Origin of the sequence: Hoeflea sp. AS60 (assembly GCF_038900115.1) — a bacterium.
GTDB lineage: Bacteria > Pseudomonadota > Alphaproteobacteria > Rhizobiales > Rhizobiaceae > Hoeflea.
In genome coordinates this window covers 1,386,744-1,398,698 of the sequence record NZ_JBBMQP010000002.1, presented here as the reverse complement: position 1 = coordinate 1,398,698, position 11,955 = coordinate 1,386,744, and the positions used below count along the sequence as shown (strand labels likewise).

General features: G+C 63.9%; 15 protein-coding genes and 1 pseudogene. All 16 read left to right on the top strand.

The window, feature by feature from the left end; genetic code table 11:
• Positions 1-28 precede the first annotated feature (28 nt).
• The 16 genes and pseudogenes from WNZ14_RS17030 to WNZ14_RS16955 all read left to right on the top strand — a co-directional run bounded on the left by WNZ14_RS17030 (position 29) and on the right by WNZ14_RS16955 (position 11,889).
• Positions 29-340: a DUF6107 family protein gene (locus WNZ14_RS17030; RefSeq protein WP_342869807.1), complete on the top strand. Its 312-nt coding sequence runs from the start codon at positions 29-31 to the stop codon at positions 338-340.
• 45 nt (positions 341-385) lie between these two features.
• Positions 386-859 (top strand): annotated as a pseudogene (locus WNZ14_RS17025) (HK97 family phage prohead protease); the annotation flags it as partial.
• A 249-nt stretch (positions 860-1,108) separates the two neighbouring features.
• Positions 1,109-2,350, top strand: coding sequence for a phage major capsid protein (locus tag WNZ14_RS17020; RefSeq protein ID WP_342870268.1), 1,242 nt, complete (start codon positions 1,109-1,111; stop codon positions 2,348-2,350).
• Between the two features lie 88 nt (positions 2,351-2,438).
• The gene (locus WNZ14_RS17015; RefSeq protein ID WP_342869806.1) at positions 2,439-3,005 is read left to right on the top strand and encodes a head-tail connector protein; all 567 of its coding nucleotides are present in this window, start codon (positions 2,439-2,441) and stop codon (positions 3,003-3,005) included.
• Complete coding sequence (locus WNZ14_RS17010) at positions 2,984-3,340, top strand: phage head closure protein (protein ID WP_342869805.1); 357 nt, start codon at positions 2,984-2,986, stop codon at positions 3,338-3,340. The genes WNZ14_RS17015 and WNZ14_RS17010 overlap by 22 nt, the downstream gene beginning before the upstream one ends.
• Positions 3,337-3,735, top strand: a complete 399-nt coding sequence (locus WNZ14_RS17005; protein ID WP_342869804.1) for a DUF3168 domain-containing protein — start codon at positions 3,337-3,339, stop codon at positions 3,733-3,735. Before WNZ14_RS17010 ends, WNZ14_RS17005 begins: the two co-directional genes overlap by 4 nt.
• Positions 3,736-3,784: 49 nt before the next feature.
• Positions 3,785-4,192 (top strand): phage major tail protein, TP901-1 family, encoded by a 408-nt coding sequence (locus WNZ14_RS17000; protein WP_342869803.1) that lies wholly within the window; start codon positions 3,785-3,787, stop codon positions 4,190-4,192.
• Between the two features lie 7 nt (positions 4,193-4,199).
• Positions 4,200-4,613 carry a gene transfer agent family protein gene (locus tag WNZ14_RS16995; RefSeq protein ID WP_342869802.1) on the top strand — a complete coding sequence of 138 codons (414 nt, stop codon included), beginning with the start codon at positions 4,200-4,202 and terminating at the stop codon, positions 4,611-4,613.
• A 2-nt stretch (positions 4,614-4,615) separates the two neighbouring features.
• Positions 4,616-4,837 carry a rcc01693 family protein gene (locus tag WNZ14_RS16990; protein WP_342869801.1) on the top strand — a complete coding sequence of 74 codons (222 nt, stop codon included), beginning with the start codon at positions 4,616-4,618 and terminating at the stop codon, positions 4,835-4,837.
• The gene (locus WNZ14_RS16985) at positions 4,827-5,411 is read left to right on the top strand and encodes a phage tail tape measure protein (protein WP_342869800.1); all 585 of its coding nucleotides are present in this window, start codon (positions 4,827-4,829) and stop codon (positions 5,409-5,411) included. The genes WNZ14_RS16990 and WNZ14_RS16985 overlap by 11 nt, the downstream gene beginning before the upstream one ends.
• A gap of 9 nt (positions 5,412-5,420) precedes the next feature.
• A complete protein-coding gene (locus WNZ14_RS16980; RefSeq protein ID WP_342869799.1) occupies positions 5,421-6,062 on the top strand; it encodes a DUF2460 domain-containing protein in 642 nt (213 codons plus the stop codon).
• Positions 6,059-6,949 (top strand): DUF2163 domain-containing protein, encoded by an 891-nt coding sequence (locus WNZ14_RS16975; protein WP_342869798.1) that lies wholly within the window; start codon positions 6,059-6,061, stop codon positions 6,947-6,949. The genes WNZ14_RS16980 and WNZ14_RS16975 overlap by 4 nt, the downstream gene beginning before the upstream one ends.
• On the top strand, positions 6,946-7,389 hold the full coding sequence (locus WNZ14_RS16970) for an NlpC/P60 family protein (protein ID WP_342869797.1): 444 nt from the start codon (positions 6,946-6,948) through the stop codon (positions 7,387-7,389). The genes WNZ14_RS16975 and WNZ14_RS16970 overlap by 4 nt, the downstream gene beginning before the upstream one ends.
• Positions 7,390-7,405: 16 nt before the next feature.
• Positions 7,406-11,254: a glycoside hydrolase/phage tail family protein gene (locus WNZ14_RS16965; protein WP_342869796.1), complete on the top strand. Its 3,849-nt coding sequence runs from the start codon at positions 7,406-7,408 to the stop codon at positions 11,252-11,254.
• 30 nt (positions 11,255-11,284) lie between these two features.
• Positions 11,285-11,491 (top strand): hypothetical protein, encoded by a 207-nt coding sequence (locus tag WNZ14_RS16960; protein WP_342869795.1) that lies wholly within the window; start codon positions 11,285-11,287, stop codon positions 11,489-11,491.
• Between the two features lie 116 nt (positions 11,492-11,607).
• The gene (locus WNZ14_RS16955; RefSeq protein WP_342869794.1) at positions 11,608-11,889 is read left to right on the top strand and encodes a hypothetical protein; all 282 of its coding nucleotides are present in this window, start codon (positions 11,608-11,610) and stop codon (positions 11,887-11,889) included.
• Positions 11,890-11,955: the final 66 nt, after the last annotated feature.

The following is an 11,955-nucleotide window of genomic DNA, read 5'->3' as shown; positions in this document are numbered from 1 at the left end:
CAAATGCGGAGGCGAGGCGATGCAGAGCATGGGTCCTGAACCTTCGATGCTGGCGGCACGGATCGCGGGCGCTGTGGCCGGCGCGCTGGTCTCGCTCGCCTACATGATGCCCAGAGGAGCGCGCGAAGCCGTGGCCCGTGCCATCGCCGGCATCGTCTCCGGCCTGGTCTTTGGAGGCCCGGCAGGCGTGGTGCTGGCGCAGTGGATGGGAGTGACGGACATGCTGTCACCGGCGGAAACCCTGCTGACCGGATCAGCCGCCGCAAGCATGACCGCCTGGTGGGTGCTCGGCGCACTAGCGCGGATTGCCGACCGGACCGGGCGCGGTCCGAAAACCTGAACGGCGCGCATCTCAAAACACTTCGACACCAACAAGGACAAGACCATGACAACTGACTGGAGCGCATCCGGACGGCAGCGAAAACGTGTCGATCTGGCACTGGAAGATGTGAGCGGTGACGGCAGTTTTTCGGGCTATGCCAGCCTGTTCGGCGCGGTGGATCTGGGGCGCGATGTGATCGAGCCCGGCGCCTTTGCCGCCTCATTGAAGCGGCGAGGAGCGGGCGATGTGCGCATGCTTTATCAGCACGATCCGGACCAGCCGATCGGCCGCTGGCTGTCGATCCGCGAGGATCAACGCGGCCTGCATGTCGAGGGCAAGCTGTCGCTCGGTGTGGCCCGGGCGCGGGAAGTCCATGAGCTGATGAAATCCGGCGCGCTCGACGGGCTGTCGATTGGGTTTCAGACCCTGCGCGCCCGCAATGAGGCCAAGGCCGGGGTGCGGCGAATTTTAAGCGCTGATCTCTGGGAGATCTCGGTGGTGACATTCCCGATGCAGCCGGGGGCGCGGGTGACCGCGGTCAAGGCTGCATCCGGTCTGGCTGAACCGCTGACAGTGCGCGAACTTGAACGCCGGCTCACGCGGGATGCGGGGCTGACAAGACGCCAGGCGCGCGGGCTGATCGCCCGAGGCTTTGGCGCGCTTTCGGACAGGCAGGACGCTGGCCCGGAGGATCTCAAACGACTGGAACGGCACCTGCGCGCGCTCACCGGCGGGCTGGTCCGTTCCGCTCCATCCACCAAACTCAAGCATCTGAAAGGACGACCCATGACCTGCAGGACCAAAGCGGCCCGCGCGCCCGAAACCAAGAGCATCGACGCCGATGTCTCCGCAGCCTTCGAGGACTTCATGTCCGCGTTTGAACACTACAAGCAATCCAATGACGAGCGGCTGGCGGAGATTGAACGCCGCGGCGGGAGTGATGTGATCACCGAGGAAAAGATGGCCCGCATCGACACCGCGCTCGATGAACAGAAGCGCACGATTGACGCGCTGCTGGTCAAACGCGCGAGGCCTGATCTCGGACGTGGCGCGGCGCAGCCAAGCGCGGTGCGCCAGGCTTTTGATGCCTATGTGCGGCGCGGGGACGAGAACGGGCTGCGCCAGGCTGAACTGAAAGCGATGTCGGCTGGCAGCGACCCGGACGGCGGCTATCTGGTGCCCGACGAGCTCGACAGCGAAATCGGCCGGCGTCTCTCTGAGCTGTCGCCGATCCGCTCGATTGCCACGGTGCGGCAGGTGTTGGGCGCGGTGCTGAAGAAGCCGTTCGCGCTTGATGGCATGGCGACAGGCTGGGTCGGCGAGACCGATGCACGGCCGCAGACGGCGGCACCCCAACTGGCGGAGCTGCAATTCCCGACCATGGAGCTCTACGCCATGCCGGCTGCAACCGCCTCGCTGATCGAGGACGGCGCGCTCGACATCGAGGGCTGGATTGCCGCCGAAGTCGAAGCCGCGTTTGCCGAGCAGGAAGGCGCTGCCTTTGTTGCGGGCGACGGGGTCAACAAGCCGCGCGGCTTTCTCGACTATCCGAGTGTAGCCGACGATGCCTGGAGCTGGGGCAATCTCGGCCATATCGCAACGGGGGCTTCGGGCGCCTTCGGCACCGATCCGTCCGACCGGCTGGTCGAGTTGATCTATGCGCTGAAAGCGGGGCACCGTCAGAACGGGCGGTTTGTTATGAACCGCAAGACGCAGAGCCAGATCCGCAAGTTCAAGGATGCCGATGGCAACTATCTCTGGATGCCGCCGGCGGGTGCGGGTCAGTCCGCCTCGCTGATGGGTTTTCCGGTGGTCGAGGCCGAGGACATGCCCGATGTGGCTGCCAATGCGCTGGCGATTGCCTTTGGCGATTTCCGCCGCGGCTACCTGGTGGTTGATAGGACTGGGGTGCGGATCCTGCGCGATCCCTATTCGGCCAAGCCCTATGTGCTGTTCTACACCACCAAGCGTGTGGGCGGCGGGGTGCAGAATTTCGAGGCGATCAAGCTTTTGAAATTCGCCGCCTGACGGATCTTCCGCTCCCTCCGAGCAACCCTCTCCCGACGTTCGGGGGAGGGACTCGAACACCCAACACATCCTATTGCCGGAGACTGCCATGACACTGATCCAGACCGATCCGCCGCTGGCGGAGCCGGTGATGCTTGCCGAATTGAAGACGCATCTGCGCATCGACGCGGGCGATGAAGACGAGCTGCTGGAAAGCCTGATCCGCGTCTCGCGGGCCCATCTGGAAGCGGTCACCGGCGTGGCGTTGATGACCCAGGGCTTTCGGCTTTTGCTCGACGACTGGCCGCGCGGCGAGGTGATTCAATTGCTGAGAACGCCAGTTCAAACCATTGATGCGATTCTGGTTTATGACGCCGACGGCGTGGCCCAGACCATGGGCCTGAGCGGACTGCTGCTTGACGCTGCGGCGCGACCGGCACGGCTGGTGGTCCGGCAGCGGCAGAGGCCGAGCCAGCCGATCAACGGCATCGAGATCGAGTTCACTGCGGGCTTTGGTTCGGGCACCGAGGTGCCGCCGGAGCTCAAGCGCGCGATCCTGATCCATGCAGCGCACCTCTATGAATTCCGCGGCGCGGTCACGCCGGACATGCAACCGGCTTCCATTCCGCCAGGCTACGAGCAGCTGATCGCGCCATGGCTGCGGCGGGCTCTGTGATGGGCGCACTGTTTGTTGATCCCGGACGGCTGAGCGCGCGGCTGGTGCTGGAGGCGCCCACGGAACTGCCCGATGGGCAGGGCGGCGTGAGCGAAAGCTGGACGCAGGTGGCTGCGCTCTGGGGGCGGATTGAACCGCTGCGTGCGGTGGCGCGTGAAGAGGCAAGTGCCGCGACCGCGCCGATCACGCATCGCGTCACCATCCGCTATCGCGACAATGTGCTCCACGCCATGCGCTTTGTGCACCGGGGCCGCAATTTGCTGATCCGCACCGTTCGCGATCCCGACGAGACCCGCCGGTATCTGGTCTGTGACTGCGAGGAGAACCAGCCATGAGCGCCAATCAATTGCAAAAGGCAGTGGTTGACCGTCTGGCGTCAGACCCGGACGTGCTCGCGATCATTGGCGCTGGTCGGATTTTCGACCGGCTGATCACTCGTGCCGAGCCGCCTTATCTGGTGCTGGGCGAGATAGCGACTTCCGATTTTTCGACCGGAGATGGAACCGCCAGCGAGCACCGGTTCGAGATCGAGGCTTGGACCAAGCAGAACGGGCGCAGGCAGGCAGTCGAACTGGCGGATGCGGTCCGTGCGGCATTGCATGACACCGGTCTGACGCTTGAGGGCGCGGCGCTGATCAATCTGAGGCACGAGCGCACACTGAGCCGCCGCGCGCCAAAAACCGGGCTGCATGTGGCGCGGCTGAGGTTCCGCGCGGTGACCGAGCCGTGATCGCGGCGCATCCGTAAACACCAGAAAGAAAGCTTGAAAGGACACTTCCATGACCGCCCAGAAAGGCAAGGACCTGCTCATCAAGATCGATGATGGCGGGAGTTTCGTGACCATCGCCGGCCTGCGTGCCCGGCGGTTGGCGTTCAACGCCGAGGCCGTCGACATCACCGACGCGGAATCCGCCGGTCGATGGCGTGAGCTGTTGGGCGGCGCGGGCGTGCAGCGCGCGTCGTTGTCGGGTGGCGGGCTGTTCAAGGACCAGACCAGTGATGCGCTGACGCGGACGGTATTTTTTGCCAGCGAGATCCGCGACTGGCAGGTGGCGATCCCGGATTTCGGAACCGTGACCGGGCCGTTCCAGATCATCGCGCTTGAGTATGCAGGGCGTCATGATGGCGAAATGACCTTCGAGATCGCGCTGGAATCTGCCGGTGCTTTGAGCTTTGCGGCATTGTGAGGCGATGATGAACATTCACCCCAACCGCCATCGCGGCGAGATCGTGGCGATGTTTGATGGTGAGGCGCGGCTCTTGTGCCTGACGCTCGGTGCGCTGGCGGAGCTCGAAAGCGCTTTTGGCGTTTCAAACCTCGCAGAACTTGCGGGCCGGTTCGAAGCGGGCCAGCTCTCGGCGGGCGACATCATCCGCATTGTCGGCGCGGGTCTTCGCGGTGCGGGGAACCGGCTGAGCGACGAGGACGTGGCCCAGATGTCGACCGAGGGCGGGGCGGCCGGTTTCGCCCGCATCGCCACGGAACTGCTCTGGGTGAGCTTTGGCGGCGCGGAGGCCGATGGGACTTCAAAGACTTTAGCAGATCGGGAGGGGCGCTTTCCGTTGCGGCCGGAAAACCCTCCCGGGCCGCAGGTGGCAAGGAGGTGACGATGCCGGACCGGACGTTTTTCCCCTGGGCGTCCGTGCTTCGCTTCGGCCTCGGCCACCTGCGGCTGACCCCTGATGCATTCTGGCGGTTGAGCCTCAACGAACTGACCATGCTGATCGGCGCAATGGATGCGCCGTCATTGACCACTCGCGACGGGCTTCAAGCCCTGATGGCGCTGTTCCCCGATATCGGCCCCAACAAGGAAGCTGACGATGACCGATGAGCCGAACCTCAATATCAATGTTGAACTGGATCTCAACGGCGCTGACCGGGCGCTCGATGAGTTGACGCGGAAAGCCGATGCATTCGGCGGCGCGTTGTCGGGTGCGTTGAAATCCGCAACCGTGGACGGGCGTGGTCTTGATGATGTGCTGCGCACGCTTGGCACCCGCATGGTCGGCATCGCGCTGGATGCGGGCACAAAGCCCCTAGACAGACTGATCAGCAACTCGATTTCGGGGCTGACCGGAAGTCTGGGCAAGCTGTTGCCGTTCGCCAAAGGGGGTGTGCCCGGACGGGTGAACGCGTTTGCCGATGGTGGCGTGGTGGGTTCGCCGTCGTATTTTCCGATGCAGGGTGGCGATGTCGGGCTGATGGGCGAGGCGGGGGCGGAAGCGATCCTCCCGTTGAGCCGGGGGCCTGACGGACGGCTGGGCGTTGCCTCGGGTGGTGGTGCGCAAACGGTGCAGGTGACCTTCAATGTGACGACACCTGATGTGCAGAGCTTTTCCAAATCCGAAGCCCAGGTCACCGCCATGCTGGCCCGCGCGGTCGGCCGTGGCCGGCGTGGCTTGTAGGAGGCAGACATGACCAACGGTTTTCACGAAGTGCAATTTCCATTGCGGCTGTCGCTCGGCGCCAGCGGCGGGCCGGGACGGCGCACCGATATCGTGGCGCTGTCGAATGGCGCTGAGACGCGTAATGCGCGCTGGGCCGATGCGCGGCGGCGCTATGATGCTGGGACCGGGCTGCGCGGTCTGGATGATCTTTATCAGCTCACCGCGTTTTTCGAAGCGCGGCGCGGCCAGCTCTATGGTTTTCGGTTCCGCGATCCGGTCGATCATGCCTCGGCGCCACCGGGGCAGGCGGTCACCGCGATTGACCAGCAGATCGGAACCGGCGACGGGGTGACGACCCTGTTTGAACTGAGCAAGACTTACTCGGATGCAGCCGGCGCGACCGTCCGCCGGATCGAAAAGCCCAGTGCGGGGAGCGTCGTGGTGGCCGTTGATGGCCTCGCTCTGGACCCCAGCGACTATGCCGTGGATCACGCCACCGGCCTGGTGACGATTGCGCGCGGCTCAGTGCCGGCGCCCGTTGCCCAGGTGACCGCCGGCTACGAATTCGACATTCCGGTGCGCTTCGACACCGACCGCATCGAGATCAGCCTCGCGGCCTTCAAGGCGGGCTCGGTGCCAAGTGTGCCATTGGTGGAGATCAAGCCATGAGGGACATTCCCGAAGCGCTGTCGGCGCATCTCGATCAGACTTCGACCACCACCTGCCATGCCTGGCGGCTGACCCGGACCGATGGTCTGGTGCTGGGCTTCACCGAACATGACCACGATCTCGAATTCGGTGGCACGGTGTTTTCCGCCGCCACCGGGTTTCGCGCCAGCGAGGTGGAGAGCGGGCTGGGGCTTGAGGCCGACGCCGCCAATGTGGCGGGCGCCTTTTCCGATGCGGCGATCAGCACAGATGATCTTGCGCTGGGGCGTTATGACGGGGCGCGGGTGGAGACCTTTCTGGTCAATTGGCAAAGCCCCGGCGAGCATGTGCTGCTGTCGACCCGGGAGCTGGGCGAGGTGCGAACGGCCGGACCGGCTTTCACGGTTGAATTGCGCAGCCTGGCGGCCCGGCTCGACCAGCCGCACGGGCGGCTTTACGGACGTCGCTGCGATGCGGATCTCGGTGACGCGCGCTGCACCAAGAATATCGCTGTGGCGCCTTTCAGGCTGACTGGCATCATCACAGAGGTGGTCGACGAGATGACGTTGATCGTCAGCGGGCTGGAAGGCCAGCCTGCTGGCTGGTTTGGAAATGGCCGCGTCCGATTCGCGACCGGGCTGCTGAGCGGATTGTCCGCTGACATCTCAAGCCATTCGATCGAAGGCGGCGGGGCGCGGCTTGCTCTGTGGTCGCCGCTGGCACGGCTGCCAGAACCCGGCGATCAGCTACAGGTGTCGGCAGGCTGCGACAAGTCGTTTGAAACCTGTTCAGCCAAGTTCGCCAATGGGCTCAATTTTCAGGGCTTTCCCTATCTGCCGGGCAGCGATTTTGCCTATGGCTATGCCGATGCCGATACGGTGCATGACGGCAGGCCAATCGTGCCATGAGCGATGATGCTAAGGGCCAGCGCATCGTGGCTGCGGCGCGCGCCTGGATCGGCACACCCTACCGTCATCAGGGAACGCGCAAGGGCGTGGGCTGCGATTGTCTCGGCCTGGTGCGCGGGGTCTGGGCGGAGAACACGGGCAGCACCTCGCAGGACCCCGGGGCCTATGCGCCCGACTGGGCCGAGCGTGCGGGCAGCGACCGACTGATCATCGCCGCGCGAAGCCATTGCGGCGACCCCATTCCGCTATCCGAAGCAAGCCCAGGCGACATTCTGCTGTTCCGCTGGCGCGCCGGGGTTTCGGCCAAGCATGCGGGCATCCTGTCGGGCCCTGACCATTTCATCCACGCTTACGAACCCGTTGGCGTCATCGAAAGTGCGCTGGTTCCTTCCTGGCGCCGCCGGATAGCGGCCGTGCACCGGATTCCGCTGGCAGACTGAAAAGCGAGACATCGAAATGGCGACAATTCTTTTGCAGGTGGCGGGAGCCGCCCTTGGCGGCGTGTTCGGCCCGGTCGGCACCGCCATCGGCTCGGCAATCGGCGCCACCATCGGTGGCATGCTCGACACCAGCCTGATCAATTCCACCCGCACCATTAGCGGTCGCGGTCTGAGTGGTGCCCGCATTCCCTCCGCCGATGAAGGTTCGCCGATCCTGAGGGTGCATGGCTCGATGCGGATTGCCGGTGCGCTGATCTGGGCAACGCGGTTTGAGGAAACGGTGACGCGGGAAAGGCAAGGCGGCAAGGGCGGTGGGCCGAAGGTTGAAAGCTATCACTATCACGCCAATTTTGCGCTCGGGCTGTGCGAAGGTCCGATCGCGTTTATCAGGCGGGTCTGGGCCGACGGGCGCGAGCTTGATCTCGAAACGCTGGACATGCGGATCTACCGTGGCACCGCGACACAATTGCCTGACCCGCTGGTCGAAGCCAAGCAGGGCACAGGCCGTGCGCCGGCCTGGCGTGGGCTTGCCTATGTGGTGTTCGAGCGGTTGCCGCTCGATGATTTTGGCAACCGCATCCCGACGCTGCAGTTTGAAGTGGTCCGTCCGGTGGGCTTGCTCGAACCGGCGATCAGGGCGGTTTCGCTGATTCCGGGCTCGACTGAGCATGGCTATGCGACCACACCGGTGCGTGAGAGCCTCGGCGTGGGATCAGCGCGACTGCTCAATCGAAACATACGCCAGGCCTCGACCGACTGGGCGCAGTCGATAGACGAATTGCAGGCGCTGTGCCCCAATCTCGGGTCGGTGGCGCTGGTCTCGGCCTGGTTCGGCGATGATCTGCGCGCCAGCCATTGCCGGTTTCGCCCCGGTGTCGAGGTGGTGGCGCGGAGTGGCGAAAGCAGACCTTGGAAAGTGGGTGGTCTTGACCGGTCAACCGCGCATCTGGTCAGCACCAGCAATGGCGGCCCGGCCTATGGCGGCACACCCGATGATACGTCGATCATCGAGGCGATCCGCGATCTCAAGGCCCGCGGGCTCAAGGTGGTACTCTATCCCTTCGTGCTGATGGATGTGCCGGCGGGCAATAGCCTGCCGAACCCTGGTGGCGGTAGCGGACAGTCGGTCTATCCATGGCGGGGGCGCATGACGGCAAGCGTTGCGCCTGGACGGCCCGGCACGCCAAACGGCACTGCCGCGATGCGAAGCGAAATCAATGCACTGTGCGGCGCAACGCTTGTATCGGATGTGGTCGTCTCGGGCGACAGCGTCAACTGGGCCGGAGGTGACGAAGGCTACCGCCGCTTCATCCTGCATCACGCTGGCCTGGCAATTGCCGCTGGCGGCGTCGATGGCTTCGTCATTGGCTCGGAGATGATCGGCCTGACCCGGCTGCGGGACGAGTCCGGCGCGTTTCCCTTTATCGATGAGTTGATCGAACTGGCGGCTGATACCAAGGCGATGCTGGGCGGCGCAACAACCGTGACTTATGCCGCCGACTGGACCGAATATGCTGGCTACCGCCCCGATGACGGCTCCGGTGACGTGTATTTCAATCTCGATCCACTGTGGGCGCAACCGGCAATCGGCGCCATCGGCATCGACAACTACATGCCGCTGAGTGACTGGCGTGATGCGGATCTGTCGGCGGGCAACCCCGATGGCGCTAGCTTTGCCAATGACACCAATGCGATGCGGACCGCCATCGTCAGTGGTGAGGGCCATGACTGGTATTATGCCAGCGAGACGGGGCGGAACGCGCGCGACCGTCTTCCCATTACCGACGGCCTTGCGGGCAAGGACTGGATCTACCGCGTCAAGGATCTGCGTGGCTGGTGGCAGAACCAGCATTTTGATCGCGTGAGCGGCAGCGAGGTGGCTGTTCCGAGCGCCTGGGTGCCTGGCTCAAAGCCTTTCTGGTTCACCGAACTGGGCTGCCCGGCGGTGGACAAGGGCGCAAACCAGCCCAACCTGTTTCCAGATCCGAAATCCTCCGAAGGCGCTTTCCCCTGGTACTCGACCGGCGCGCGCGACGATCTGGCTCAGCGAGCCTTTCTTGAAGCCCATCTCGCCCATTGGTCCGGAGCGGCGAATTTCGATGGCATGGTCGATACTGATCACATTCACCTCTGGACCTGGGATGCGCGGCCGTTCCCGGCTTTTCCGCTGTCTTCACAAGTCTGGTCTGACGGCCCCAACTGGCGCACCGGCCATTGGCTCAACGGGCGTCTGGGGACAGTGGCGCTGAAGGATCTGATCGCGGCCATTCTGACCGAGGCGGGAATGACCGATTTCAATGTTGATCGCGTTGACGGCATGGTGACCGGTCACGTGATCTCGAGCCCGGCTTCGGTGCGCGCGGTGCTGCAGCCGCTGATCGAGGCGTTCTCGATCGATGTTCGCGAAGGACCCGAGGGCCTGGAATTTGCCTCGCGGCTGACACTGGGCGCCGCTCCGCTCGAGATCTATGCCGTTGCCGAGCCCGGGGAAGGGCCGCTGTTTGATGAAATTCGCGGCGAATTGAGCGAGTTCGCCAATGAGGCGGTTTTGCTTTTCGCCGACCCGATGGTGGATTACGCCCCCGCTTCGGCGCGCTCGCGCAGGCTTGAGGGCGAACCCGTTCGCCAGCACGACCTGCCGATGAGCCTGGCAGTGGACACCGGGCTTGCCCGCATGACTGCGGACCGCTGGCTGCAGGATCACCGGCTGCAACGGCGCCAGCTGCGCTTTGCCCTGCCACAGCAGGCAGCAAAAGTTCAGCCCGGCGACACCGTCCGCTTTGCCATGGCGAACGCGCCGCAAAGCCGGTTTCGCATTGCCCGCATAGAAGACGGCGAGGTCCGCCGCGTCGAGGCAGTGGCCCATGCCGGGTCTGTGGCGACGGGATCCTTCGAGATATTTGCCGGACGTGCCGATAATGACGCCAATGCGCCTTTTGCGCCGGAGATCGTCTTCCTCGATCTGCCAGTGCTCACGGGCACTGAGGAAACCGGATGGGTCCGCGCAGGCGCTTTGGCCATCCCCTGGCGGCAGATGGTGCTCTCGAGTTCTGTTGAAACCGAAGGCTATGCCGCCCGGGTGACGCTGGATGCGCCAGCGAAATTGGGCGTGCTGGCGGAAGCGCTGCCGCCCGGAGAGATTGAAGGTATGTTCGACCGCAGTTCGGCGCTGGTGGTTGATCTCGGGTTTGGCGGACTGGCGAGCGCCAGCCGCCTTTCGGTGCTGAATGGCGCAAATGCGGTTGCTGTTCGATCCGACACCGGCGCTTGGGAAATCATCCAGTTTGAGAGCGCGGAAGAGATCGCGGCTGGGCGTTGGCGGCTTGAAGGCCTGCTGCGTGGCCAGGCGGGAACCGATGACGCCATGCATGCGGGCGCCAGCGCTGGTGCCGCTTTCATCGTTCTCGACAGCACGGTCAAATCTCTCGGGCTATCGCTTGATGAGGCGGGCCGCCAATTCAACTGGATCGCAGAAGCCACGGGCGGCATTGCCGACGGTGGGGCGCCCACTGTGTTTGCGGGCGGGGAGAGGGCGCTGACACCGCTGTCGCCGGTGCATCTTCGCGCCCGGAGGCAGGCGGAGGGTATTGCGCTCTCTTGGATTAGGCGTGGGCGGCTGTCCGCCGACAGCTGGACGCCAGCCGAGATCACCAATGACGAGGGTTTTGAGCGCTACCGCATCGAGATCCTCGATGGAGCCACGGTGGTGCGGACCGTCGAGACTGATACATCCGACTGGCTCTATCCAGTTGCAGATGAACTTGCCGATTTCGGCACGGCGCAAGCGTCGCTGACGTTTCGCACAGCGCAAGCGGGCAAGCGCGTGCCGTGGGGCGTGGCACGAACCACTACTTGCGTATTCTGATTTCTTGCAAACCTTGAAAGGATAGTTGTCATGACCGATATCAAATCCTGGTGTCAATCCAAGACCCTGTGGGGCGCCATCATGACCATTGCTTCGGCAGGACTTGGATTGGCGGGCGTTGACGTCGGTGATGCCGATCGCGACGCTCTGATCGAGCTCTTGACCTCGCTCGGTGCTGCGATTGGCGGTTTGATTGCCATATTCGGGCGGATCACGGCGAAAAACCGCATCGGCTGAGGTTTCTTGGCAGGGATCAGCAACAGCACTGGTTTCCATTCATTTGCGGTTCAGGCAGGATCTTGTATCACTGGCTCCAAGATGAAATACGAACCGCTTCAGGGCTGATCATGATCATGAACTTACTCAGTATTGGCTTAGTCGCCGCGCAGGTCGCAACCGCGTCACCGGTTACCACCGTGTCGCAGGAAATGCGCGCGCCGGACGGGACTGCCATTGTCCGGATCGCCGCCGACTGCGGCGGAGCTGCAAGCCAGGTTGTTGGCCAGACCGGCGGACAATTGCTTTCGGCTTCTGCCCAGACGCAAGGCGGGCAGGTTGTCTGCGTGATTACCGTACTGGTGCCGGGCAACGGCAATGATCGACCGAAAAAAGTCACCGTTTCCGTTCCTCAGTAAGGAAAAGGACGAGCAAAGCGGGGCAAGATCTGGCAGGCCTTGCCAGTCTGCTCTGTGCGCAAGGCG